Source organism: Burkholderia sp. IDO3, from assembly GCF_003366075.1.
GTDB classification, from domain to species: Bacteria; Pseudomonadota; Gammaproteobacteria; order Burkholderiales; family Burkholderiaceae; genus Burkholderia; species Burkholderia anthina.
In genome coordinates, this window is record NZ_CP028962.1 from 816,395 (window position 1) to 841,386 (window position 24,992).

The window sequence follows — 24,992 nt, forward strand, 5'->3', positions numbered from 1 at the left end:
CGCGATGGCTCAGGATCAATGGAACAAGGTGGATGCGTATTTTTCGGCGACGCTGGTGCCGTCCGACGACGCGCTCGACGCCGCGCTCGCGGCGAGCGACGCGGCCGGGCTGCCCGCGATCAACGTCGCGCCGAACCAGGGCAAGCTGCTGCAGCTGCTCGCGACGATCCGCGGTGCGCGGCGCATCCTCGAGGTCGGCACGCTCGGCGGCTACAGCACGATCTGGCTCGCGCGCGCGTTGCCGCCGGACGGGCAGCTCGTCACGCTCGAACTGAATCCTGACCATGCGAAGGTCGCGACGCGGAACATCGCGCGTGCCGGGTTCGCTAGCATCGTGTCGGTCGTCGTCGGCAGCGCGAAGGACAGCCTCGCGCGGCTCGTCGATACGGGCGTGGCGCCGTTCGACTTCATCTTCATCGACGCAGACAAGGACAGCAACGCCGTTTATCTGGACGCTGCGCTGAAGCTGTCGCGGCCCGGCACGGTGATCGTCGTCGACAACGTCGTGCGGGGCGGGCGCGTCGCCGATCCCGACAATCACGAGCCGGACGTCGTCGGCGTGCGCAACGGGTTCGCGCGGATCGTCGCCGAGCCGAACGTCGCGACGACCGCCGTGCAGACGGTCGGGCTGAAGGGCTGGGACGGGTTCTCGATCTCGATCGTCGGCGCGTGAGCGAGCCGGCGCCGGTGCATCAGCGCGGGTTGTCGGTCGAACCGGCCGTCCGATACAGCCGCGGCCACCGATCCTGGAACAGCCCGTTGCACGCGCCGTGCATCGCGACGTCGTTCAGCACGAAGCGCCGGCCGTCGAACACCCACGACGCGCCCGACCCGCAATCGCCGGCACTGCGCACGCGATCGAGGCTCGACAGCGTCGCATGCGCGGGATCGTAGATGGCTTCGGTCAGTTGGTTCGAGAACGACGCCGGGTCGAGGCCCGCGCTGGCGTTCTCGCCGAAGTTGAGCGGCGTCGGCGCGTACGGCGCGCTACGGTGCACGCGATACCACAGGTCCGTATGGTTGTACGCGCTGCTCGTCTGACACGGGATCGACACGATCGCATCGGCGGTCGAGATCGCGGTGGCCGACGCGGCCTTGCGGCGATCGGGCGCCGACATTTCGTCGCCGGCATCGGCCGCGCAACGCTTCACGCTGCCGCCGAACTTGTCGAATACCGCATCGACGAGCGGGCGTTGTTCGGCGGGCGTGAGATCGGCCACGCGCGGCGCCGGAACGGGCGCGGGCGGCAGCGCCGGCGCGGCGGGCACCGCCGATGCGGGTTTGGCGCCCTTGCGCAGCAGCGCGGTGACCGTGCCGATGCGGCCCTGCGTGTCGTCGATCAGCAGCAGCGCGGCGTTGAGCCCCGCTAGCGAAACGCGCGGCGTTTGCGTGTCGGCCGGGTCGCCGAAACCGAGCACCTGCGCGTTGTGCGACATCGTCAGCCATGCGTCGACCGTCGCCGGATCGCGGGTGCGAATATGGAACGGATAGACGTCGTCGTCTTCGTCGCCCGTTTTCGCGACCGCGTGCCACTCGGCCTGCACGGCGTCGAACGGTTGACCGTCCGCGCGCGCGGTGCGCAGATCGAGCGGCGCCGACGCGAAGATCTCCAGCGACGGCCGCGCATCGGGGCCGGCGTCGCGCGCGAGCCGCAGGATCAGGCTGGTGCGCGTGTCGTCGATGTCGTCGTTGCCGCCCTCGGCAACGCAGCGATACGCGTTGTCGCAGACGACCGACCAGTTCTTGAAATCGCGCGCGACCGGATGTTGCGCGGGGTCGCGTGCGGCAGCGGACAGCGACGCGGTGAGCAGGATGACGGCGACGGCAAGCGGGAGATGACGAAACATGACGGTTCGTATCGGCAATGACGGGGAGTAGGGCGGACGTCCGGTTGCAAGCGCATCGTAAGCGCGCGATGCGGATCGAGCGCGGCCGGACAGTATCGAGTATACCCGCTGCTGCGGCAGCGAATCGCGCGATGGCGATCGAAGGCGCGCACAAAGGGAAACGGCGCGATGCCTGCGGACATCGCGCCGTTCGTTGGCGAGCGGGTGCCGGCGGCGCGCCCGCTATCCTTTCACGCACACCACCTGACGCAGCGTGTGCACCACGTCGACGAGGCTGCGCTGCGCCGCCATCACCGCATCGATGTCCTTGTAGGCCATCGGGATTTCGTCGACGACGCCCGCGTCCTTCCGGCATTCGACGCCACGCGTCGCGCTCACCTGGTCGTCGACCGTGAAGCGGCGCTTCGCTTCGGTCCGGCTCATCGCGCGGCCGGCGCCGTGGCTGCACGAACAGAAGCTCTCCGGGTTGCCGAGCCCGCGCACGATGAAGCTCTTCGCGCCCATCGAGCCCGGAATGATCCCGAGTTGCCCCTTTTGCGCGGACACCGCGCCCTTGCGGGTCACGAGCACGTCCTCGCCGAAGTGGCGTTCGCGCTGCACGTAGTTGTGGTGGCAGTTCACCGCGTGTTCGTCGACCCCGAACGGCTTGCCGATCGCGCCGCGCGCCGCGCCGATCACCGCATCCATCATCGCCTGCCGGTTGCGGCGCGCGTAGTCCTGCGCCCAGCCGACCGCTTCGACGTAATCGTCGAAGTGCCGGCTGCCCTCGTTGAAATACGCGAGGTTGCGATCCGGCAGGTTCGCGATGTGCTGCCGCATGTCGGCCTGCGCGAGCTCGATGAACAGGCTGCCGATCGCGTTGCCGACGCCGCGCGAGCCGCTATGCAGCATGAACCACACGCGATCGGCTTCGTCGATGCACACTTCGATGAAATGGTTGCCGGTGCCGAGCGTGCCCAGATGCGCGTAGTGGTTCGTCTTCTCCAGCTTCGGATACTTGTCGACGATCCGCTGAAAACCCGGCAGCAGCGACTTCCATGCATCCGTCACGGCGGCCGGCGTGCGATCGCCCCACGCACCCGGATCGCGGCGGCCCGGCGCGCGGCCGTGCGGCACCGCGCGTTCGATCGCGCCGCGCAGCCCGCCGAGCGAGTCCGGCAGATCGGCGGCGACGAGCGTCGTGCGCGCGGCCATCATCCCGCAGCCGATGTCGACGCCGACCGCGGCCGGGATGATCGCGCCCTGCGTCGGGATCACGCTGCCGATCGTCGAGCCCTTGCCGAGGTGCACGTCCGGCATCACCGCGACGTGCCTGAAGATGAACGGCATCTGCGCGGTGTTGCGCAATTGCGCGCGCGCGTCGTCCTCGACGGCGACGCCCTGCGTCCACATCTTCACCGGCTTGCCGTTCGCCAGTTCCATCACTTGATAATCGTCGTTGCTCATTGGCTTCACCATTCGTTCATGCGTCCGGCGCGGCGGCCATGCGCCGCGCCGTTTCATCCTGTTTCGCGCATCATGCGCCCTTGATGCTGACGAGTCCGTTCAGCACCTGGTCGAGACCGCCGAACACCGAGATGCGGTCGATCCGTTCCGCGACGCGCTCGAGCGTTTCCAGCTCCTTGAGCCGCAGCGCGGTCGGGTTCTCTTCCATCACCTTCGCGGTGTTCAGCAGCGAGCGGGTCGCCGCCGTTTCTTCACGGCGGCGGATCACGTTCGCCTGCGCGGCCTTTTCGGTTTCGACCACCTGCGCGAGGATCGTCTTCATGTCGCCCGGCAGCACGATATCCTTCACGCCGACGCTGCGCACGTCCACGCCCGACTGCTCGAGGCGGGTGCGCACCTGCGCGATCACGACGTCGTCGATCGCCTGCTTGTCCTCCAGCAGTTCGTCGAGCGAGCGCGTGCCGACGGCCGCGCGCAGCGCGAACTGCAGCTCGCGATACAGGTGTTCGAGCGGCTTCTGCAACTGGCCGAACGCATGCAGCACGTCCGCATAGCGCCACGTCGCCGACAGGTTCAGCCGCAGCGCGACCTTGTCGCGCGTCAGGATTTCCTGCCCCGCGACTTCGAGCGGCTGCAGGCGCAGGTCGACGAGCTCGACCGCCACGTCGCGGTTGAAGCGCCAGAACGCCGTCACGCCCGCGTCCAGCAGCCGCTCGATCTTGCCGTCGATCTTCAGTATGCCGACGTGATACGCCGGCACCTGCGCAAGCAGCACACCCGTCAGCCCCGCCACGCCGCGCGCACGCAGCGCCGGTTGCGCGATGCGCTTCGCGAGCGCGGCCGGCAGCATGCTGTCCTGCGCGAGATCGACACGCTCCAGACGGTGCGCGATCAGGCCGCGCCAGTACAGCCGGCGCGTGCCCGGCGGCAGGATCTCGACGAGCACGTCGTCTTCGTAGCGCAGGCCCGCTTCGTCGTCGGCCAGATCCATCGCGACGAAGTATCGCGCGAGCACGTCCGGTGCGTCGTGACGCAGGTAATCGGCCAGCGCGGCGTCGGCGAGCGGCGCGTCGAGACGCGCGGTCTGCACCGACAGGCGCTTGAACGGATCGAAGGCCTTGAACACGCCCGGTTCCAGCACCTTCACGAAATCGCCCTCATTCATCAGCAGCGCGCGTTCGTTCTTTTTCACCACATGACGCTTCCACATATTCTTGTCCTTTTCTTCAATGACCGCCGGACGACACGCATCGTACGGATCGGGGTGCGACGCGATCGGGCAGGCGGCGCGTTGGCCGGCGCTGCAGCACGCGGCGACGCATCCTGCATCGCGTCGTCGTGCGCATTCGCGCGGGCCGTCCGGCCGCCCGGCCGATCGCGCGGAACCGCAACCGGTTCGACGCGCGGCGGGCTTCGCGGCCCGCGCCGGCGGGTACTGCTTTCATCGGAAATTGCCCTTGCGGACAACGTTCGGACGGGATTCGAACCCGCCACACACCGGCTTGCGCCGGCTGCTCTACCTGTTGAGCTACCGAACAGTGGGCGCCCCGGGATTCGAACCCGGACGAAGCTGCCTCGCGCGCCCCTTTGCCTTCTTCTGTCCATGGCGGCATGCACTGCCGCAACGAACGAGGTTCGGCGGCGGCGCACCAGCAGGGCTTTGTGAACCTTGGCTCGCGGGCCAGCGGGACATCCGGCGTCTTCTATTTAGCGAGGAGCGTGCCAGCGGCTGGCGAGGGCGGTAAGAATGTCGGCAAGTGATTGAAATTAAAGGTGGATTTTTATTATAGGGCGGCGGCGCGAAGAGGGCGCCGTTACCGTGTCATCCAGGAATATGGATACAATTGGATCGGCTTTTATCTCATGAGATAAACATGCGCAAAACCGTCGCCATCGGCTTTCTTGGCACCGTGCTCGATCAAGGCGGCCGCGCGCCGCGCCGTTACCGCAAGTGGCGGCCGACCGTGTCGCTTTGCCTGCAGCCGGATCTCGCGATCGACCGCCTCGAATTGCTGCATCCGCCGGGCTACACGCGCCTCGCCCAGCAGGTGCGCGACGATCTCGCGGAACTGTCGCCGCATACCGACGTGCGGCTCACGCCCGTCACGATCCACGATCCGTGGGATTTCGAGGAGGTCTACGCGACGCTGCACGACTACGCGCGCGCCTATCCGTTCGATCTCGATCGCGAGGACTACCTGATCCACATCACGACCGGCACGCACGTCGCGCAGATCTGCTGGTTCCTGCTCGCGGAAGCGCGCTACCTGCCCGCGCGCCTCGTGCAAACCGGGCCGCCGCAGCAGACCGACGAAGGGCCGAGCGGGCCGGGCACGATGTCGGTGATCGATCTCGACCTGTCGCGCTACAACCGGATCGCGCAGCGCTTCACGCACGAGCGCGACGAAACGGTGTCGTTCCTGAAGGCCGGCATCGCGACGCGCAACGCGCGCTTCAACGCGCTGATCGAGCAACTGGAGCGCGTGGCCGTGCGCTCGCGCGCGCCGATGCTGCTCGTCGGCCCGACGGGCGCCGGCAAGTCGTTTCTCGCGAAACGCGTGTACGAGCTGAAGCGCGGCCGCCATCGGCTCGCGGGGCCGTTCATCGAGATCAACTGCGCGACGCTGCGCGGCGACGCGGCGATGTCCACGCTGTTCGGGCACGTGAAGGGCGCGTTCACCGGTGCGCAGTCCGCACGCGCGGGCCTGCTGCGCGCGGCGGACGGCGGCCTGCTGTTTCTCGACGAGATCGGCGAGCTCGGGCTCGACGAGCAGGCGATGCTGCTGAAGGCGATCGAGGAGAAGCGTTTCCTGCCGGTCGGCGCGGACGTCGAGGCGGCCAGCGATTTCGAGCTGATCGCCGGCACGCATCGCGACCTGCGGCAGATGGTGGCGGCCGGCACGTTCCGCGAGGATCTGTATGCGCGGATCAACCTGTGGACATACGAATTACCGGGGCTCGCCGAACGCCGCGAAGACATCGAGCCGAACCTCGAATTCGAGCTCGATCGTTTCGGCCGCGAGCAGGGCGAGCAGGTGCGGTTCAACGTGGAAGCGAAGCGGCGCTATCTCGCGTTCGCCGCATCGCCGCGCGCGACGTGGGCCGGCAATTTCCGCGAACTGTCCGCATCGATTACGCGGATGGCGACGCTCGCCGATGCCGGGCGGATTACCGAGGACATCGCCGAACAGGAGGTCGATCGCCTGACGCGCACGTGGTCGTCGCCGGGCGACGGGCGGGCATCGGACGCGTGCGTCGACGCGGTGTTCGGTGCGCGCGCGGCGGAACTCGACCTGTTCGACCGCGTGCAGCTCGAACGCGTGCTGGACGTGTGCCGCGTCTCGGCGAGTGTGTCGGAAGCCGGACGCACGCTGTTCGCGGTGTCGCGCCTGAGCAAGAAGCAGCCGAACGACGCGGACCGGCTGCGCAAGTATCTCGCGCGGTTCGGGCTCGATTGGGACAGCGTGCGGCAGGCGCTGGGATGAGTCGGGCGGCGGCGCGAGCGCGCCGCCTCGGCCCGTTCACGCGCGGCAGATCGCGATGATCTCCGCGCTTGTCGCTTCGTCGAACGGCGCACCCTGCCAGTCGCCGCACCAGGCGGTCGCGGAGAAGCCGGCGGCCGCGATGCGTGCCTGCAGGTCGGCTTGCGCGACGAAGCGCAGCCGGCTTGCGTTCGTCACCTGCAGATCGTCGCGATGAAATCGGTAGACCGTATCGAACGACACGATCGGGCCGTCGATCGCGGTCACTGCGTGGTGGAGTTCGACCACGCCGAACTCGGGCGAAGCGACACGGCATGCCGACGCTTGCGGGTTCCACGCATGCCACGGCTCGGCACGTGGATTACGCGTGTCGAACAGGAAGCGGCCGTTGTCGGCCAGCATGCGCCGCACGCTGCGCAGCGTCGCGTCGATTGCCGCGTCGGTCAGCAGACACTGGAACGCGTGCCCTGTCATCACGACGGCATCGAACGATGCGCCCGGCGGCAGGCCGTCGAGATCGCACGGGAGCCAGCGCACCGCGTCGGCGCCGGGCTGGCGTCGCGCGTACGCGATCATCGCCGGGGCGGGATCGATGGCGACGACGTCGTGCCCGGCCGCCGCGAGCCGGCGCGCGAACGTGCCGGTGCCGCAGCCGAGATCGAGAATCCGTTGCCGCGCAGTGCCGATGCGCGACGCGTAGAACGCGAAATCGCGATCGCCCGCGTTGAACAGGTCGTAGACCGCGACGAGGCGCGGGTCGGTATAAAGAACGTCGCCTGCGGGCGCGGCGCGGAACGTCATGCGCGCGTTCGCGTCAGCGCTGCTGCACTGCCACCCGCAGCCCGAGCGTGATGAAGATCGTGCCGATGATCTTCCCCTGCCAGCGCGTGAGCCATGCGAGCCGCTTCACGAGGCGGCCGAGCGGGCGGATCGAGCAGGCGATCAGCGTCGTGTAGAGCGAGCTGAGCACGACGAAGATCAGCCCGAGCACCGCGAACTGCACGAACGACGAGCCGTGCTCCGGATGCACGAACTGCGGCATGAACGCGAGGAAGAACAGCGCGGTCTTCGGGTTCAGCACTTCGGCGGGAATCGCCTGCAGATAGGCCTTCAGCGGCGTGACGGGCGCCACCTTCGGCAGCGACGGATCGGACGGCCTGTCGAGCAGCGCGCGCACGCCGAGGTAGATCAGGTACGCGGCGCCCACCAGTTTCACGACGTTGAACGCGAGCGCCGACGTCATCAGCAGCGCGGACAACCCGACGGCCGCGAACAGCGTATGCACGAAATCGCCGCTCGCGACGCCGAGCCCGGTCAGGATGCCGGTCTTGCGCCCGCCCTGTACGGTACGGCTCAGCACGAGCAGCACGGCGGGGCCGGGGATCAGGAACAGGCCCAGGACGACGGCGATGAAGGTGGTCAGCGTGGTCAGGTCGAACATGGCGGCTCCGGCAAGGTTGGCGCAGCGGCGAGGGGATCGGCGCATTGTATTCGGATCGGCGCGCGGCTGCAGACGCCGGCCGGAAACCGCACGGCCGCGTCCGCGCCTTTCTGGTATAAGCACGAATAAGCCCGAACAGGCACGACAAGGCCGCACGGGCACGCCGTCCGGCCGCTTCCGACACCATCGCTCCATGCGCAACCTGCCCGCCGTTACCGATCCCGCTGCCGACGCCGACGTCTATCATGTGCCGCGTCCGCTCGTCGTGTTCGGCGGCTCGGTGGTCGAGCCCGAGTGGCGGCTCGAGCGGCACAGCCATCCGCAGGCGCAACTGCTGTACACGCTGAGCGGCGTCATCTATTGCGAGATCGACGGCGGCGTGTGGAGCGCGCCGCCGCAATGCACGGTGTGGATTCCGGGCGGCGTCACGCATTCGGCGCGCGGCTCGGCGGGCGCGACGTTCTACGCGGTGCTGGTCGAGCCCGATGCGGCGCCCGACCTGCCGGCGCGCTGCTGCACGCTCGGCATGTCGCCGCTGCTGCGCGAGCTGCTGCTGAAGGCCGCGAGCTTCCCGAGCCTGTACGACGTCGACGGCCCGCAGGGGCGGTTGATGGCGACGCTGCTCGACGAGCTCGTCGCGGCGCCGGTGGAAGACCTGTACCTGCCGATGCCGGCCGACCGCCGGCTGCGCAAGCTGATCGATCACCTCCTCGACGATCCCGCCGACAAGTCGCCGCTGCCCGAACTCGCGCGTCGCGTCGGCGTCAGCGAGCGCAGCCTCACGCGGCTTGCCGTGAAGGAGCTCGGCATGAGCCTCGGCGACTGGCGCCGGCGGCTGCACGTCGCGCTGTCGCTGCGCATGCTGACGGCGGGCCGCCGCGTGCATCAGATCGCGATCGATCTCGGCTACGAGAGCGCGAGCAGCTTCGTGACGATGTTCCGCAAGGCAACCGGCAAGTCGCCGACCCAATACCTGACCGACCGGCAGCGCTGAGCGCGGTTGGCCGGATCGAACAAGCGGTTGGCCGGCACGCGACATGACGGGACGGGCGTTGATCTCTAACATGAGAATCATTCTCATCTGGAGGTCGACATGCAGATCGTCACGAATGAATTCCCGTTGGTGTGGCTGCGTTACGCGCGTTCGCCGTCGAGCGAGCCCGCGCACGTGCTGGCCGAACTCGATGCGTTGTTCGCGCGTCGGGAACGCTTCGTTTTACTGACCGATGATGCGCCGTCCGGCGACGATCGCGATGCGCAGGATCACGAAATGCGCAAGCAGCTCGCGAAATGGAGCAAGGCGAATCGCGCGCGGTCGCGCGAATGGATTCCCGCGATGATCGCGATCGAACCCGATGCGCAGCGGCGCGCGGCGCTCGATGCGTTCTCGGGCGCGTTCGAGAAGGTCTGGGGTTATCCGCTGAACGCGGCGGCGGATCGTGACGAGGCGCTCGCGCTGGCGCGGCAACTGCTCGCCGTGCCGGCTCCCGGGGCCGCGGCCGCGCACGACTGAACCGTTCGCCGCGCCGGCGGCGCGGCTTTCTCACCGACCGGCATGCGTCGCAGCGCGCTTCGCGCGCGTCGCGTCATGCCGCATTTCCCGGGAGTTTCCGGTGGACAATCCGATTCGCGCGATGCGCATCTTCACGCGCATCGTCGAGATGAACAGCTTTACGCGCGCGGCGCACGCGCTCGGCATTTCGCGCGCAACCGCGACGCGCACCGTGCAGGAACTCGAGGCGGCGCTCGGCATGCCGTTGCTGGTGCGTACGACCCGCGCGCTGCGGGCGACGCCCGAAGGCGACGCGTATTACCAGCGGTGCCGGCGCATCACCGCGGACGTCGACGAGCTCGAAGCGAGCCTGCGCAATGCGGCGCGGCATCCGAGCGGGCCGTTGCGCGTCGAGCTGCCGGGATCGGTGGCGGGCGCGATCGTGCTGCCGGCGCTCGGCACGTTCCATGCGCGCCATCCCGAGCTCGTGCTGTTGCTGGGCGTGTCCGGACGCGCGGCCGACCTGATCGGCGATGCGGTCGACTGCAGCATCCGGCTGGGCGCGCTGCCCGATTCGTCGCTGGTGGCGCGCCCGCTCGGCGCACTCGAGCGCGTGACGTGCGCGAGCCCCGCGTATCTCGAACGCTGCGGCGTGCCGCGCTCGCTCGACGCACTTGCCGGGCATCGCGCGGTCAACGGCGCGTTCGCGTCCGGCCAGCGCGCGGCCGAACTCGAGTTCGCGATGGACGGCGCGGTGCGCAAGATCCGGCTCGACGGCGTCGTCAGCGTCGACGACGAGCATGCGTACCTGTCGTGCGGCGTGCATGGCCTCGGGCTGATCCAGCCGCCGCGTGTCGTCGCGCAGCCGCTGATCGACGCGGGGCAGTTGCGGGAAGTGTTGCCGCGATGGCGGCCGGGTGCGGTTCCGGTGTCGGCCGTCTATGCGAAGCGCCGGCACGTGTCGCCCGGGGTACGCGCGTTCGTCGACTGGATCGCTGAGCGCTTCGCGGATGCGGCGCGGGACGGGGAGGGCGTGAGCGCGCCCGGGGCAGCGGGGCGGCAGATGGCGGCTGCCGCGAGCGCCGCGTGCGAGCCCGACGCGGACGGCAGGCTGGCGGCCGCGGCGTGACGGCGGGGCGGCGGGAGTGCGCTCCGTGGACTGGCGATTCGGGGGGAGTCGGCGGTGCGTTCGGCGGATGTGCAAATATTCTGGCGATTTTCGATCCATTTCGCTGAAATATTGGCATTCCACGGGTCGGTGCGTCGTTGGGCTGAATCAGTCGGGCCGATTGCGCACGGCGCCCCCGATTCGACGAAGTGCATTGACGTTCACCCCATCCGTCACCCGCCCAGTTCCCCCGCCAGAAACTCGACGAACGCGCGAATCCGCGTCGACATCTGATGCCGTTGCGCATACACCGCGTAGATGTCCGCGCTCGGCGTCTCGTAGTCCGGCAGCACGACGACGAGCCGCCCGTCGGCCAGATAGTCGCGAATGTCCCATTCCGCGCGCATCAGGATCCCGTGCCCGTCGAGCGCCCACTTCACCGCGATCTCGCCGTCGTTCGTCGTCAGGTTGCCGTTGATCCGCACCGCTTCGGTGTTGCGCGCCGCGCCGCGCCCGCTCGTCAGGCGCCAGATTCCGTAACCTTCGTCGCCCTGCCGGATGCCGATGCAGTTGTGTCGCGTCAGTTCGTGCGGCGTGCCGGGCGTCCCGTGCCGCGCGAGATACGCGGGCGCCGCGCACAGCAGCCGGCGGTTCGGCGCGAGCCGCCGCGCGACCACGCGCGTGTCGGGCGGCTCGCCGAAGCGGATGCACACGTCGAACGCGTCGTCGGTGAGCGGCGGCGGCATCACCGACAACTGCAGCTGCACCGACACCTCCGGATAACGCGCGACGAAGCGCGAGATCGCCGGCCCGACGTGGCTGCGCCCGAAGCCGAGCGTCGCGTTCACGCGCAGCAGCCCCTTCGGCCGCTGCTTCGCGCTGCCGAGCAGTTCGCCCAGCTCGTCCATCTGGTCGAGGATCCGGCGCGCATAGTCGAGATACACGTCGCCTTCGGGCGTCAGCATCATGCGCCGCGTCGTGCGGTTGACGAGCGTCACGCCCGCGCGCCGCTCCATCTGCGTGAGCCGCTTGCTGACGGCCGCCGCGGTCAGCCCGAGCTCGCGCGCGGCCGCGCTCAGGCTGCCCGACGCGGCCAGCGTCGAGAAGAAGCCGAGATCGGCCGGCTGCACGGTATCCGTCATGACTGGATTCATGAATTGAAGTTAAAGATGCTTTGAGTCTAGCACCGGTTCCTGCACTCCTGGTTGGGTACAGTGCGTTCACGCTCATGATCAATCGAGGATGTCAGCATGAAGACCTACCGTATCGCGACCATTCCCGGCGACGGCATCGGCAAGGAAGTGGTGCCGGCTGGCAAGCAGGTGCTGGAAGCGCTGGCTCGCGGCAGCGAGCGCTTTGCGTTCGAGTTCGAGGATTTCGACTGGGGCGCCGACTACTACCGCCAGCACGGCGCGATGATGCCGGTCGACGGCCTGGACGCGCTGCGCGGCAAGGACGCGATCCTGTTCGGCTCGGCCGGCGACCCGGACGTGCCCGACCACGTGACGCTGTGGGGCCTGCGCCTGAAGATCTGCCAGGGCTTCGACCAGTACGCGAACGTGCGCCCGACGCGCATCCTGCCCGGCATCGACGCGCCGCTGAAGCGCTGCGGCCCGGACGACCTGAACTGGGTGATCGTGCGCGAGAACTCGGAAGGCGAATACGCGGGCGTCGGCGGCCGCGTGCACCAGGGGCATCCGATCGAGGCCGCGACCGACGTGTCGATCCTCACGCGCGCCGGCGTCGAGCGCATCATGCGCTTCGCGTTCCGCCTCGCGCAGTCGCGTCCGCGCAAGCTGCTGACCGTCATCACGAAGAGCAACGCGCAGCGTCACGCGATGGTGATGTGGGACGAGATCGCGAAGCAGATCGCGCAGGAATTCCCCGACGTCACGTGGGACAAGGAACTCGTCGATGCCGCGACCGCGCGCATGGTGAACCGCCCGGCGTCGCTCGACACGATCGTCGCGACGAACCTGCACGCGGACATCCTCAGCGATCTGGCCGCCGCGCTCGCCGGCAGCCTCGGCATCGCGCCCACCGGCAACATCGATCCCGAGCGCCGCTATCCGTCGATGTTCGAGCCGATCCACGGTTCCGCGTTCGACATCATGGGCAAGGGGCTTGCGAATCCGGTCGGCACGTTCTGGTCGGTCGTGATGCTGCTCGAGCATCTGGGCGAGACGGAAGCGGCCGCGCGCGTGATGCAGGCGATCGAGGCCGTCACGGCCGACCCGTCGCTGCATACGCGCGATCTCGGCGGCCGCGCGACGACCGCGCAGGTGACGGCGGCCGTCTGCGAGCGCGTCGCGAACGCGGCGGTCGCCGCCTGACGGCAACGCGGCGGACGACGATCGCCTTTCGTCCGCCGCCAGCGGAAATCGATTGCCCGCGACTCGCGCATTCGACGCGAGCCGGGCGCCGGCGCACGCGCTTCGCCGCGGCGCCGGTCAGCGCTCGTAGAGCACCCGCCGGGCACCCGCGGACAGGGGCACGGCTCGACCTCGAAGAAGGAGGAGACACATGCAAGCGGATCTGGAAACCCGCGTCGCGCGGAAACTGATGTGGCGCATCATTCCGTTCGTGATGCTGCTTTACTTCGTCAGCTTTCTCGATCGCGTCAACGTCGGCTTCGCGGCGATGACGATGAACAAGGCGATCGGCCTGTCGCCGACCGCGTTCGGACTGGGCGGCGGCCTGTTCTTCATCGGCTACTTCCTCTTCGAAGTGCCCTCCAACCTGATTCTCCACCGCGTCGGCGCACGTATCTGGATCGCGCGCGTGATGATCACGTGGGGCATCGTGTCGGCGGTATCCGCATTCGTGACCGGGCCGACGAGCTTCTACACATTGCGCTTCCTGCTCGGCATGGCCGAGGCCGGCTTCTTCCCCGGCATCATCCTGTACCTGAGCCTGTGGTTCCCCGCGAAGCAACGCGCGGTGGCCGCCGCATGGTTCATGGCGGCCGCGCCGATCTCGACCGCGATCGGCTCGCCGCTGTCGGGCGCGATCATGCAGATGCCGCCGATGTTCGGGCTCGCCGACTGGCAGATGCTGTACATCGTCGAGGCGCTGCCGGCGGTCGTGCTCGGCTTCGTGGTGCTGAAGTGCCTGACCGATGCGCCGTCGAAGGCCGCGTGGCTGAAGGCGGACGAGCGCGACTGGCTGATCGCGAAGCTGAAGTCGGAAGCCGACGCGCGGCACACGCACGCCGGGCACACGGCCGGCGCGTGGCAGGCGCTGCGCGACCCGCGTGTGCTGGCGCTCGCGCTGATCTACTTCGGCACGTCGGCGGGCCTCTATACGCTCGGCCTGTGGGCGCCGCTGATGGTCAAGCAGTTCGGCTTCACCGCATTGCAGACGGGCCTGCTGACCGGCATTCCGAGCATCGCCGCCGTCGTCGCGATGATCGTGTGGGCGCGCCATTCGGACCGCAGCGGCGAGCGCACGTGGCACGTCGTGATTCCGTGCGTGCTCGCATGCGTCGGCTTCGTGTTCGCGGGCCAGGCGAGCACCGCGCTCCTGACCGTGCTCGCGCTGGTGGTCGTCAACATCGGGATCAGCGCCGCGAAGGCGCCGTTGTGGGCGATGCCGAGCGCGTTCCTGTCAGGCGCCGGTGCGGCCGCGGGGATCGCGATGATCAACTCGATCGGCAACCTCGGCGGGTTCGTCGGGCCGTTCGCGATCGGCTGGCTCAAGCACGTGACGGGCGGGTATGCGGCCGGGCTGTACGTGGTGGCCGGCACGCTCGCGGTGTCGGCGATCGTCACGCTGCTGCTGAGCCGCAAGGGGGCGCGCGAAGCGGTCGTGCCGGGCGTGCAGCATCATCATTGAAGACGGCGCGCGCCTGCGTCACGCTGCCGGAAGCGCCGCGCGGCGTGCGATCTCCTCCGCGCACGCATCGGCGGACGCGTTCGACGTATCGACGAAGCAATCGCTGAACGCGCGCGCCGCATACCCTTCCCGATACATCTCGGCGATACGTTGCCGCTCCCAGCCGGTTAGCGTGCGCGTGCCGCGATCCGACGCGGCGACCGCTTCGGGCGGCGCGAGCGTCGCGACGAACAGCCGTGCATCGCGCGCGTCGCAGGCCGCGCGCAGCCGCCCGAATTCCGCTTCGCCGATCGGATAGGCGATCACCAGATGACGTTCGCGCGCCTGCGCGATGCCGGTGACGAGGCGCTCCAGCGCGATCGCCCACTGCGCGTGGCGCGGGGCGTCCTCGGGTGCGTCGTGATCGTCGCCGTCGATGAAGCGCGCATCGGGCAGCATGCGGGCGAGTGCGCGACCGATCGTCGTCTTGCCGCTGTTGATCGGGCCGTTCACGTGAATGACGAGGAGGGAAGTCATGAGCCGGGTCGGGAATCGAACGACTCGCAGCTTGCCATGATCGCGGCAGCGTTGCAGCGCCGTTTGCGCGCGACGCGATGGGGGGAAGCAGGGAGGGGAAAAACGGGGAACAGCGGAGGGAGCCCGCAGGCCGCGCATGCATCGACGCACACACGGCCTGCCGGCGCGGCCGCGCGTATCGGCTACGCGCGCCGGCTTCGGGCAAAACGGCTTACTGCTCGCCGTCGCCCTTGATTTGCGGCAGCGCCGACTGTTCACCCGGCGTCAGCAGGCCGACCTGGGTGTAGACGCGCAGCTTGTCGCGCGTGTCGGTGATGTCGAGGTTGCGCATCGTCAGCTGGCCGATCCGGTCGCGCGGCGAGAACGTCGACGCTACCTTCTCCATCGACAGGCGCTCCGGCTGATACGTGAGGTTCGGCGACTTCGTGCTCAGGATCGAGTAGTCGTTGCCGCGGCGCAGTTCGATCTTCACTTCGCCGGTGATCGCGCGGGCGACCCAGCGTTGCGCCGTTTCGCGCAGCATGATCGCCTGCGGATCGAACCAGCGGCCTTGATACAGCAGGCGGCCGAGGCGGCGGCCGTTCTCGCGGTACTGCTCGATCGTGTCTTCGTTGTGGATGCCGGTGACGAGACGCTCGTACGCGATGTACAGCAGCGCGAGGCCCGGGGCTTCGTAGATGCCGCGGCTCTTCGCCTCGATGATGCGGTTCTCGATCTGGTCGCTCATGCCGAGGCCGTGGCGGCCGCCGATGCGGTTCGCTTCGAGCAGCAGCTCGACCTGATCCTTGAACTCGACGCCGTTCAGCGCGACCGGCTGGCCCGCTTCGAAGCGCACCGTCACTTCCTCGGCGGCGATCTTCACGTCGTCGCGCCAGAACGCGACGCCCATGATCGGGTTCACGATCTTGATGCCGCTTTCGAGGCTTTCGAGGTCCTTCGCTTCGTGCGTCGCGCCGAGCAGGTTCGAGTCGGTCGAATACGCCTTCTCGGCCGACATCTTGTACGCGAAGCCGGCCTGGTTCATGAATTCGGACATTTCGGCACGGCCGCCGAGCTCGTCGATGAACGTCTGGTCGAGCCACGGCTTGTAGATCTTCAGATCCGGGTTCACGAGCAGGCCGTAACGGTAGAAACGCTCGATGTCGTTGCCCTTGTACGTGCTGCCGTCGCCCCAGATGTTGACGCCGTCTTCCTTCATCGCGGCGACGAGCATCGTGCCCGTCACGGCGCGGCCGATCGGGGTCGTGTTGAAGTACGTGACGCCGGCCGTCGTGATGTGGAATGCGCCGCTTTGCAGCGCCGCGATGCCTTCCGCGACCAGCTGCGCGCGGCAGTCGATCAGGCGGGCGCCTTCTGCGCCGTATTCGATTGCACGCTTCGGGATCGCGTCGTAATCGTCTTCGTCGGGCTGCCCGAGGTTCGCCGTGTATGCGTACGGGACAGCGCCCTTCAGTTTCATCCAGTGCAGCGCGGCGCTGGTGTCCAGGCCGCCGGAGAAGGCGATACCGACCTTCTGGCCGGTCGGGAGGCTTTCGAGAATCGTGCTCATAGGAATTACCGTGGATTGAAGTCCGGTGCGTATTTCGCGGAATATGCGAGTATCGGCTGTCCGGGAGGTTGGGGCAAGGGCTGATTTTCGTGCAAATGCGTCGTCGGGCCTGTCGCGACAGGGCTGGCGGGCGGTTAACCGCCCGGAGAATCAGGCGCGCATCAGCATGGAACGGCGGCCGAAACGGGCCGTCGCGAACCGGCGAGCCGGCCCGTGTTTCCGGGGCCGGATCGGTCGACATGCCCGACTGCCGCGCCTCGGAATGCCGCTTTTCGAAATGAAATGAAAATGAAAGGTTGTCCCGGCTCCGCGCGGCCATTCAGCAGCAATGCCCGGATTTTAAATATTCCACGCCTGCGCCGTATCGAGCAGCTTCTCGCGCAACTGTTCCACTTCGCCGGCCAGCTTGATCGTGATCGACACGTAGCCGGACAACTGCGGCGGCAGCGCGTCGTGCGGCGGATCGGCCGGCCGGCGGCGCGGCGCGAGCCGGCTCGGCGTGCCGAACTTCAGCGCGCGGCTCGCGCCGACGAGCGTGTCGCGGATGCGCCGGTTCACGGCCTTCATCGCGGTGCGCATGTACTCGCGGGACGCCACGTCGTCGCGGGCCGGCACCAGGCTCGACAGGATCTCCAGATAGCCGATGCACAGGCGCAGGCTGCGCTGGATCGCCTCGAGGTGCGTGACCGAGATCTCGCACTCCTTCGACACCGATGGCATCAGCGAGCGCAGCTGCACCAGCAGCGTGCTCAGCGCGGCCATTTCCTTCAGGTGCGCGTCGTCGCTCACGTGGCGGTCGCCCGCGAGCCGCGCATGCACGGCCGCGCACGCGCGCAGCGCATCGGCGAGCTTGTAGCGCCACGAGTAGGTCGCATAGAGCGGCAGCGCGAACGAGAACGCCAGCGCGATCGCGATGCCGGTCAGCACGTTCACCGCGCGCCACAGACCGTCGACGATCTCGTTGTCGCCGTGCCCGGCGACGATCACCATCGTGATCGCCGACAGCAGCGCGATATAGCCGGCCTTGCCGATCGCGTGATACGCGCAGAAGCCGCACGCGATCGCCATCAGCAGATAGATCGCGAGCGGGGCGTGCAGGAACGAGTAGAGCAGGATCAGCCCGAGCCCCGCGAGCGCGCCGATCGACGTGCCGAGCGCGCGCTCGGCCGCCTTCTTGCGGATGTTGCCGTGATGCTGCAGCCCGCCGACGACGATCAGCACGGTGATCGTCGACCATTCGCCGTGCGGCACGCGCAGCCCGGTCGACAAGCCGATCGACACGAGAATCGCGAGCGCGACGCGCGCCGCGTGGATCAGTTTCGCGTGCCGGTAGCGCCGGTACGGGTCCAGCAGCGGACGAAGCGCGTGGCGCAGGAGCGGCGGCACGAGGGAAGGGAGCTGGGCGGTCATGACGTATCGAGGGTGGCCGGCGGGGTGACCGGCGAGGTGACCGGAATACGCGCGGGCGGCTTGCGCGGGCCGGCGCCGCGCCGCGTGCGCAGCTGACGTAACGCTAGCCGAACGCGCGCGGGCTGTCCACGGCGGGGCGGCGCGACGCGGCCAGCCGTCGCGTCACGCGTCGGCCGCGCTCGGCTGCGGGTTCGACACGCGATTGCGGCCGCCGGACTTCGCGCGGTACAGCGCCTCGTCGGCCTGCCGCAGCAGCGTCGCGGCATTCACGCGTCCGCCGGCGGTCGTGGCGGCGCCGATGCTGGCCGTCACGTGCCCGTACGGGCTGCGGACGTGCGCGATGTCGAGCCCGACGATCGCGCGCCGGATCCCTTCGGCGACGGTCGCCGCGCCCCGCGCGTCGGTGTCGGGCAGCGTGACGACGAATTCCTCGCCGCCGTAGCGCGCGACGTGGTCGCTGTCGCGGCGCAGGCAGCGCGACGCGGATTGCGCGACGCGGCGCAGCACGTCGTCGCCGGCGAGATGCCCGTAATAGTCGTTGAATGCCTTGAAATGATCGACGTCGACGAACAGCACGGACAGCGGGCGGCCGCTGCGCGACGCGCGCTGCGCTTCCTTCACGAGCACCGCATCGAACGTGCCGCGGTTGTCGAGCCCCGTCAGCGAATCGGTGTGCGCGAGCCGGTACAGCTTCGCTTCGGCGATCTGCCGGCGCTTGAGCTCGCGCGACAGCGCGAGCGAGCCCCACGCGATGAACGCGGTGAACAGGCCCATCAGCACGACGGTCCAGATCGCGCGATGACGCCACGACGCGTAGATGTCGATCTCGGCGGGCGCGACGTCGACGATCAGCGGCAGGCCGGCGAGGTGCTTGTACACGTAGACGCGCCGCGTGCCGTCGATCGCGCCGGTGCCCGCCAGCACGCCGTCGCGGCTGCGCTGCGATTCGATGAAGAGCGGCGAGTCGTGCAGGTCGAGGCCGACCACGCGCGCGTCGTACGGCAGCCGCGACACGAGCGTGCCGTTTTCCTCGACGATCGCCGCGCTGCCGTGCCTGCCGACCGCGAGGCCGTCGAGCAGCGCGCGGAAGTAGTCGATGCTGAGCGTGCCGACGACGATCCCGCCGAAGCGGCCGTCGGCGAGCGTGATCCGGCGGCTCAGCGCGATGGTCAGCGCGCCGCCGCGCAAGCGGGCCGCGTATGGCCGGCTGATGTAGAGGCCCGGCACGAGCCGGTTGCGATGCACGGTGAAATAGTCGCGATCGGCGAAATTGCCTTGCCGCGGCGGCGACGCGGCGGAATCGATCACGACATTGCCGTGCGGATCCATCACGAAAATGGCGCCGAGATACGCGCCGGTGGCGGCGCGGTCGAACAACAGCCGGTGACGCTGGCGCGGCGGCAATGCCATCAATTCCGGATCGGCGAGGCCATCGACGACATTTTGCAGTGACAGATCGTAGAGTTCGATATTGCGGGAAATATCGCGCTCGATCAGCAGCATCAGGTTGCGCGCATTTTCGACCGCATGATCATACGCGTCGCGGCGCGCCTCGATTAAAAGCGACGCGGAAAGCCCCCAGCTGAACATCAGCAGCACGATGCCCGCGACCAGTACGCCGCGAGGCGACAAAATGCGTGCGACGGCCGACGCGGTATGGCGGCGCAGCGCAGCGAGCAGCGGGTGTGACTTCATCCTCGGGACGGGCGTGGCGGCGGATATTTGCGTCGTGGACGGTTCCGCGCGCTGATTATTTCGCATTAACCCGTATTATCCCGCGAAATTCCGGATTTGGCCGGCAGATGCAAAACATGCATGCCCTGATGACGGTTTGGGTGCGTTACCCATCATTACCGCATCGCGCGTATTCGGTTTGATTTGAATCAATTATCCGCGTCGACGTTTTTGTCTGAATATTGGCGCGCGAGCCCGCCGATTTGTCGTTTTAACGGGTATCGGGCAATTGTCCCCGGTTTCCCGCGCATTGCGCGGTTCGGCATGCCGGGCTCCTTCCGGCGGTCGCGGCCTTTCGACCCGACCGGCGGCGGCGATCGACGCGTCGGGGCCGAGCCGCGGCCAACTCGTTGATTCTGCGGCGTCTGCATGCGGCGGCGGCGCGCTCGGACCCGAGCTGCCCCCATGACGAATCAGGTAGAATCCGCGCTTCGCCGCAGGCGCCCGGCGCGCAACGCGTATCGGGGCCGCATCGAATGCAACGCAGGTGGCGCATCGCGCCCCGATACCGCATGCGCCGGCCCCGGATGCCGGCCCGCTCAACGTTCGTCTTGTTTATGTCCGCAATCCCGAATTCCGACCCACCCGGTTCGTCCGCGAACCCACCCAAGCTTCATCGCGCGCTGAAGGCGCGCCACCTGACGATGATCGCCATCGGCGGCTCGATCGGCACGGGCCTGTTCGTCGCGTCCGGCGCGTCGATCTCGCAGGCCGGCCCCGGCGGCGCGATGGTCGCGTACATGCTGATCGGCCTGATGGTGTACTTCCTGATGACGAGCCTCGGCGAAATGGCCGCGTTCATGCCGGTATCGGGCTCGTTCGCGACCTACGGCGCGAAATACGTCGACGAAGGCTTCGGCTTCGCGCTCGGCTGGAACTACTGGTACAACTGGGCCGTGACGATCGCGGTCGAACTCGTCGCCGCGCAGCTCGTGATGCACTACTGGTTCCCGAACGTGCCGGGCGTCTGGTGGAGCGCCGCGTTCCTCGGCGTGATGTTCCTGCTCAACGCGCTGACCGTGCGCGGCTTCGGCGAGGCCGAATACTGGTTCGCGCTGATCAAGGTCGTCACCGTGGTCGCGTTCATCGGCGTCGGCCTGCTGATGATCTTCGGCATTCTGAAGGGCGCGCCCGGCAACGGCTGGGGCAACCTGACGATCGGCGACGCGCCGTTCGCGGGCGGCCTGCCGGCGATGATGGGCGTCGCGATGATCGCGGGCTTCTCGTTCCAGGGCACGGAGCTGATCGGCGTCGCGGCCGGCGAATCGGAAAACCCGCGCACGACGATCCCGCGCGCGGTGCGCCAGGTGTTCTGGCGGATCCTGCTGTTCTACGTGCTCGCGATCTTCGTGATCGGCGTGCTGATTCCGTATACCGACCCGAACCTGCTGAAGAGCGACGTGACCGACATCGGCGTGAGCCCGTTCACGCTCGTGTTCCGCCATGCCGGCCTCGCGTTCGCGGCCGGCGTGATGAACGCGGTGATCCTGACGGCCGTGCTGTCGGCCGGCAACTCGGGCATGTACGCGTCGACGCGGATGCTCTACAACCTCGCGACCGAAGGCCGCGCGCCGAAACTGTTCGCGAAGCTGTCGCCGGGCGGCGTGCCGCGCAATGCGTTGTATGCGACGACGGCTGTCGGCGCGCTGTGCTTCTTCACGTCGCTGTACGGCGACAAGACGGTGTACCTGTGGCTGCTGAACACGTCGGGGATGACGGGCTTCATCGCGTGGCTCGGCATCGCGATCAGCCATTACCGGTTCCGCAAGGGTTACGTGCAGCAGGGCTACTCGGTCGACCAGCTGCCGTACCAGTCGAAGTGGTTCCCGTTCGGCCCGCTGTTCGCGTTCGTGCTGTGTCTCGTGATCGCGCTGGGGCAGGACTATCAGGCGTTTCTCGCGAACCGGATCGACTGGGCCGGCGTGGCCGCGACCTACGTCGGCATTCCGCTGTTCCTCGTCGTGTGGCTCGGCTACCGGTTCATGAACAAGAGCCGCTTCGTGCGCTACGAGGACATGGAGATCGCGCCGTGGGTGGCCGCGAATCGCGGCGCGCAAGCACAGCGCGTGACGAACCGCGAAACCGCCGGCTGATGCGGGCGCGGCACGCCGCCGCGCGATACTTGACGAAACGGGAAGCCCACGGGCTTCCCGTTTTCGTTGGCGCGTCCGTTCTTGCCGAACCCGTTTTTTTTGTCGGCTTTCGCCTGCACGGGGTCAAAGCCGGTTATATTTCCCGACCCTACCGGGCTGCGGCCCGGCCGGCGCGACGAGCGCGACGCGGATCGGCATCCGGCGTGCGCGCAGCCTGCGACGGCCGGCGGCGCCCGGCGTTTTCATCGTTTCGTCGGGGCCGGCACGGCCCGCGAAGCGCGCAACCCAGAGGAATCCATGAGCGCATCACCCGCCGAGCGGAAGGCCGGACCCGTTTCCATCGTGCGAATCGAAGCCGCGATCAACGCGTGGCGCGAAGTGTATCCGCCCGCCCCGGACGGCGAGGACGGCTACGCGCTGGACGCCGGCAGCAACTGCCTGGCCGAGCTGTACGGCGCGATGATCTGCTATCGGCTGCCGGACGTGCCGCTCGATTCGCTGAGCGACGCGCAGCGCGACGCGCTGTACGCGACCGAGGCATGACGCACGTTTGCGACGATGCCGTCACGCAGCGTCGATGAAGAAACGGGAAGCTTCGCGGCTTCCCGTTTTGTTTTACGCGACGCGGTTCGAACCGGTATCGACGCCGGCTGAGGTATCGTCACGGGATCGGGGCAGGCCATCACGGGACGAACGGCGCGCGCGTGGCCCGCGCGCTGCCGGATGAGAACGTCCGGTGCCTGTCCGGGAGGGATCGAACATGGAGTTGAGACACCTCCGCTACTTCGTCGCGGTTGCCGAGGAGCGGAATTTCACGCGGGCGGCCGAGCGGCTGCACATCGCGCAGCCGCCGCTGAGCCGGCAGATCCAGCAGCTCGAGGAGGAACTCGGCGTGCCGCTGTTCGAGCGCAACGCGCGGCCGCTGAAGCTGACCGATGCCGGGCGCTTCTTCTATTCGCATGCGGTGCAGCTGCTCGCGCAGACGACCGAGCTCGAATCGATGACGAAGCGGGTCGGCAAGATCGAGCGCAGCATGTCGGTCGGCTTCGTCGGCTCGACGCTGTACGGGATGCTGCCGAAGATCATCCGGCGCTTTCGCAGCGAGTATCCGGCCGTCGAGCTGAGCTTGCACGAGATGTCGACGATGGACCAGATCAAGGCGCTGAAGGAAGGGCGCATCGACGTCGGGTTCGGGCGGATCCGCCACGAGGATCCGAGCGTGCGGCGCGTCGTGCTGCGCGAGGAGCGGATGATCGTCGCTCTGCCGGTCGGCCATCCGCTGGACGGCGCGAAGCCGGTGCTGTCGCTGCACGATCTCGTGCACGACACGCTGATCATCTTTCCGAAGGCGCCGCGCCCGAGCTATGCGGACCAGGTGCTCGCGGCATTCCACGATCGCGCGCTGCAGCCGCGGCGCATCTACGAGACGCGCGAACTGCAGATCGCGCTCGGACTCGTCGCGATGGGCGAGGGCGTATCGGTCGTGCCGCACAGCGTCTACGGCCTGAAGCGCGACGACATCAGCTACAAGCCGCTCGACGACCCGAACCTCGTGTCGCCGATCATCATGAGCATGCGGATGCTCGACGAGTCGGAGGACATTCGCGCGATACAGGCGCTGATCTACCGGCTGTACGACGAGTCGCAGATGGAATACCTGCCGCCGCAGCCCGAATGAGCGGGCGCGCGATGGGGGCTTGCTTGACGCGGCGCGCGGCGCCGGGCCACCATCGCAGGCATTCGATGCGGCACGCCGGCGTGCCGCCGTTTTCATGCGGAACGACGACAGACAGATGACCGATATCGTGACCGAGGAGACTTTTGTCGAGACGCCGCAAGGGCGTCTCTTCGCGAAGCGCTGGCGGGGGGCTGCCGCGGTGGACGTGGCCGCGCCTGAGCCGGCCGCACCTATGCCGGCCGCACCGATCGTGCTGCTGCATGATTCGCTCGGCTGCGTCGAACTATGGCGCGATTTCCCCGAACAACTGGCGCGCGCGACGCAACGCGACGTGATCGCGTATGACCGGCTCGGCTTCGGCCGCTCGGATCGTCATCCGGGCCGGCTCGGCACGACGTTCGTGCGCGACGAAACCGGCCACGGGTTTCATGCGCTGCTCGAGCAGTTCGGCGTCGATGCGTTCGTCGTGTTCGGGCACAGCGTCGGCGGCGGCATGGCGGTCGGCTGCGCGGCCGCGCACCCGGCGCGTTGCCGTGCACTGGTGACCGTTGCCGCGCAGGCATTCGTCGAAGATCGCACGCTCGACGGCATTCGCGAAGCGGGCGAGCAGTTCGATGCGCCGGGCCAGCTCGACCGGCTCGCGCGCTATCACGGCGACAAGGCGGAATGGGTGCTGCGCGCGTGGGTCGACACGTGGCTGTCGCCGGCGTTTCGCGACTGGAATCTCGACGACGAACTGCCGCGTGTACGCTGCGCGACACTCGCGATTCACGGCGAGCAGGACGAATACGGCTCGGACGTGCATCCGAAACGAATCGCCGCGCGCGTGGCGGGGCCGTCGTCGTTCCTGCTGCTCAGCGGATGCGGACACATGCCGCACCGCGAGCGGACCGGCGACGTGCTGGCAGCCGTCGCGACGTTCCTGCGCGACGCGGGCGCCTGAGCGTCACGACGACCGGCGGGGCAGGCCCGCCGGCCGTCAGAACGACAGCTGGATCGCGAGGTCGACCGCGAGCAGCGCGATCGAGCAGCCGATGCCGAGGATCACGTTCGGCAGGCGATGCTCGAAATCGCGATGATCCCGGCGCATCGCGGCGCCGAGCAGGAAGATCGCTTCGATGACGATCTGCAATCCGACGAATAGCAGCATCAGCAGATACTCGTAGCCCATCTGCTTGAACGCGGCGAATTGCATCCCGTGATCGCGGATCCACTGGCCGACGCGCAGCAGTTCGTAAGCGAACAGCAAGGCGGGAAACAGGTAGCTGATGAAGTATGTCGGCGCGGTGGCGTGCCGTAGTTCGAGGTGGAAGTGCTGATGCGTGGTAGCCATCACGAATCCCTCCTTGCAATGCATGATTG

Annotated in this window: 22 protein-coding genes and 1 tRNA gene; 11 read left to right on the forward strand and 12 right to left on the reverse strand. The window is 68.1% G+C overall.

Going from position 1 to position 24,992, the window contains the following annotated elements; translation table 11 throughout:
• The first annotated feature begins 4 nt into the window (after positions 1 to 4).
• The gene (locus DCN14_RS03815) at positions 5 to 673 is read left to right on the forward strand and encodes an O-methyltransferase (RefSeq protein ID WP_096505711.1); all 669 of its coding nucleotides are present in this window, start codon (positions 5 to 7) and stop codon (positions 671 to 673) included.
• Between the two features lie 19 nt (positions 674 to 692).
• On the opposite strand, the gene DCN14_RS03820 is transcribed toward DCN14_RS03815, so the two are convergent.
• From DCN14_RS03820 to DCN14_RS03835, 4 genes are all read right to left on the reverse strand, one after another.
• Positions 693 to 1,847 carry a DUF1176 domain-containing protein gene (locus DCN14_RS03820; protein ID WP_096505709.1) on the reverse strand — a complete coding sequence of 385 codons (1,155 nt, stop codon included), beginning with the start codon at positions 1,845 to 1,847 and terminating at the stop codon, positions 693 to 695.
• A gap of 222 nt (positions 1,848 to 2,069) precedes the next feature.
• On the reverse strand, positions 2,070 to 3,293 hold the full coding sequence (locus DCN14_RS03825; protein ID WP_096505707.1) for an RtcB family protein: 1,224 nt from the start codon (positions 3,291 to 3,293) through the stop codon (positions 2,070 to 2,072).
• Positions 3,294 to 3,363: 70 nt separating this feature from the next.
• Positions 3,364 to 4,503 (reverse strand): slipin family protein, encoded by a 1,140-nt coding sequence (locus DCN14_RS03830; RefSeq protein WP_096505705.1) that lies wholly within the window; start codon positions 4,501 to 4,503, stop codon positions 3,364 to 3,366.
• Positions 4,504 to 4,759: 256 nt separating this feature from the next.
• Positions 4,760 to 4,831, reverse strand: a tRNA-Cys gene (locus DCN14_RS03835).
• Positions 4,832 to 5,167: 336 nt separating this feature from the next.
• On the opposite strand from DCN14_RS03835, the gene rtcR reads away from it, so the two are divergent.
• Positions 5,168 to 6,778 carry an RNA repair transcriptional activator RtcR gene (rtcR, locus tag DCN14_RS03840; RefSeq protein WP_096505703.1) on the forward strand — a complete coding sequence of 537 codons (1,611 nt, stop codon included), beginning with the start codon at positions 5,168 to 5,170 and terminating at the stop codon, positions 6,776 to 6,778.
• A gap of 36 nt (positions 6,779 to 6,814) precedes the next feature.
• Here rtcR and DCN14_RS03845 read toward each other — a convergent pair whose 3' ends face one another.
• Positions 6,815 to 7,576: a class I SAM-dependent methyltransferase gene (locus DCN14_RS03845; protein ID WP_096505701.1), complete on the reverse strand. Its 762-nt coding sequence runs from the start codon at positions 7,574 to 7,576 to the stop codon at positions 6,815 to 6,817.
• A 13-nt stretch (positions 7,577 to 7,589) separates the two neighbouring features.
• Positions 7,590 to 8,216, reverse strand: a complete 627-nt coding sequence (locus tag DCN14_RS03850; protein WP_096505700.1) for a LysE family translocator — start codon at positions 8,214 to 8,216, stop codon at positions 7,590 to 7,592.
• Between the two features lie 193 nt (positions 8,217 to 8,409).
• On the opposite strand from DCN14_RS03850, the gene DCN14_RS03855 reads away from it, so the two are divergent.
• The 3 genes from DCN14_RS03855 (at position 8,410) to DCN14_RS03865 (ending at position 10,837) form a co-directional block, all read left to right on the forward strand.
• Complete coding sequence (locus tag DCN14_RS03855; RefSeq protein WP_096505698.1) at positions 8,410 to 9,210, forward strand: helix-turn-helix transcriptional regulator; 801 nt, start codon at positions 8,410 to 8,412, stop codon at positions 9,208 to 9,210.
• A gap of 99 nt (positions 9,211 to 9,309) precedes the next feature.
• On the forward strand, positions 9,310 to 9,729 hold the full coding sequence (locus DCN14_RS03860; protein WP_096505696.1) for an ATP--cob(I)alamin adenosyltransferase: 420 nt from the start codon (positions 9,310 to 9,312) through the stop codon (positions 9,727 to 9,729).
• A 100-nt stretch (positions 9,730 to 9,829) separates the two neighbouring features.
• A complete protein-coding gene (locus tag DCN14_RS03865) occupies positions 9,830 to 10,837 on the forward strand; it encodes a LysR family transcriptional regulator (protein ID WP_096505694.1) in 1,008 nt (335 codons plus the stop codon).
• Between the two features lie 212 nt (positions 10,838 to 11,049).
• Here DCN14_RS03865 and DCN14_RS03870 read toward each other — a convergent pair whose 3' ends face one another.
• Complete coding sequence (locus DCN14_RS03870; RefSeq protein ID WP_096505692.1) at positions 11,050 to 11,958, reverse strand: LysR substrate-binding domain-containing protein; 909 nt, start codon at positions 11,956 to 11,958, stop codon at positions 11,050 to 11,052.
• Between the two features lie 108 nt (positions 11,959 to 12,066).
• Between DCN14_RS03870 and DCN14_RS03875 the strand changes: the two genes are divergently transcribed.
• Positions 12,067 to 13,149 carry a tartrate dehydrogenase gene (locus tag DCN14_RS03875; RefSeq protein WP_096505690.1) on the forward strand — a complete coding sequence of 361 codons (1,083 nt, stop codon included), beginning with the start codon at positions 12,067 to 12,069 and terminating at the stop codon, positions 13,147 to 13,149.
• 190 nt (positions 13,150 to 13,339) lie between these two features.
• Complete coding sequence (locus tag DCN14_RS03880; RefSeq protein ID WP_096505688.1) at positions 13,340 to 14,650, forward strand: MFS transporter; 1,311 nt, start codon at positions 13,340 to 13,342, stop codon at positions 14,648 to 14,650.
• An 18-nt stretch (positions 14,651 to 14,668) separates the two neighbouring features.
• Here DCN14_RS03880 and DCN14_RS03885 read toward each other — a convergent pair whose 3' ends face one another.
• The 4 genes from DCN14_RS03885 to DCN14_RS03900 all read right to left on the reverse strand — a co-directional run bounded on the left by DCN14_RS03885 (position 14,669) and on the right by DCN14_RS03900 (position 19,820).
• Positions 14,669 to 15,166, reverse strand: coding sequence for a shikimate kinase (locus DCN14_RS03885; RefSeq protein WP_096505686.1), 498 nt, complete (start codon positions 15,164 to 15,166; stop codon positions 14,669 to 14,671).
• Positions 15,167 to 15,377: 211 nt separating this feature from the next.
• Positions 15,378 to 16,715 carry an argininosuccinate synthase gene (gene argG, locus DCN14_RS03890; RefSeq protein ID WP_096505684.1) on the reverse strand — a complete coding sequence of 446 codons (1,338 nt, stop codon included), beginning with the start codon at positions 16,713 to 16,715 and terminating at the stop codon, positions 15,378 to 15,380.
• 339 nt (positions 16,716 to 17,054) lie between these two features.
• The gene (locus tag DCN14_RS03895) at positions 17,055 to 18,125 is read right to left on the reverse strand and encodes an FUSC family protein (RefSeq protein ID WP_096505682.1); all 1,071 of its coding nucleotides are present in this window, start codon (positions 18,123 to 18,125) and stop codon (positions 17,055 to 17,057) included.
• 162 nt (positions 18,126 to 18,287) lie between these two features.
• Positions 18,288 to 19,820: a sensor domain-containing diguanylate cyclase gene (locus DCN14_RS03900; RefSeq protein WP_096505680.1), complete on the reverse strand. Its 1,533-nt coding sequence runs from the start codon at positions 19,818 to 19,820 to the stop codon at positions 18,288 to 18,290.
• A 596-nt stretch (positions 19,821 to 20,416) separates the two neighbouring features.
• Here DCN14_RS03900 and DCN14_RS03905 point away from each other — a divergent pair.
• The 4 genes from DCN14_RS03905 to DCN14_RS03920 all read left to right on the forward strand — a co-directional run bounded on the left by DCN14_RS03905 (position 20,417) and on the right by DCN14_RS03920 (position 24,573).
• Entirely contained in the window at positions 20,417 to 21,952 is a 1,536-nt protein-coding gene (locus DCN14_RS03905; protein ID WP_096505678.1) for an amino acid permease, read from the forward strand.
• A gap of 297 nt (positions 21,953 to 22,249) precedes the next feature.
• On the forward strand, positions 22,250 to 22,495 hold the full coding sequence (locus tag DCN14_RS03910) for a DUF3717 domain-containing protein (protein ID WP_006761486.1): 246 nt from the start codon (positions 22,250 to 22,252) through the stop codon (positions 22,493 to 22,495).
• Positions 22,496 to 22,712: 217 nt separating this feature from the next.
• A complete protein-coding gene (locus DCN14_RS03915) occupies positions 22,713 to 23,630 on the forward strand; it encodes a LysR family transcriptional regulator (protein WP_096505676.1) in 918 nt (305 codons plus the stop codon).
• A gap of 115 nt (positions 23,631 to 23,745) precedes the next feature.
• Entirely contained in the window at positions 23,746 to 24,573 is an 828-nt protein-coding gene (locus DCN14_RS03920) for an alpha/beta hydrolase (RefSeq protein WP_096505799.1), read from the forward strand.
• A gap of 36 nt (positions 24,574 to 24,609) precedes the next feature.
• Here the strand turns inward: DCN14_RS03920 and DCN14_RS03925 are convergent, their stop codons facing one another.
• Entirely contained in the window at positions 24,610 to 24,963 is a 354-nt protein-coding gene (locus DCN14_RS03925) for a hypothetical protein (RefSeq protein WP_096505674.1), read from the reverse strand.
• Between the last annotated feature and the right edge of the window lie 29 nt (positions 24,964 to 24,992).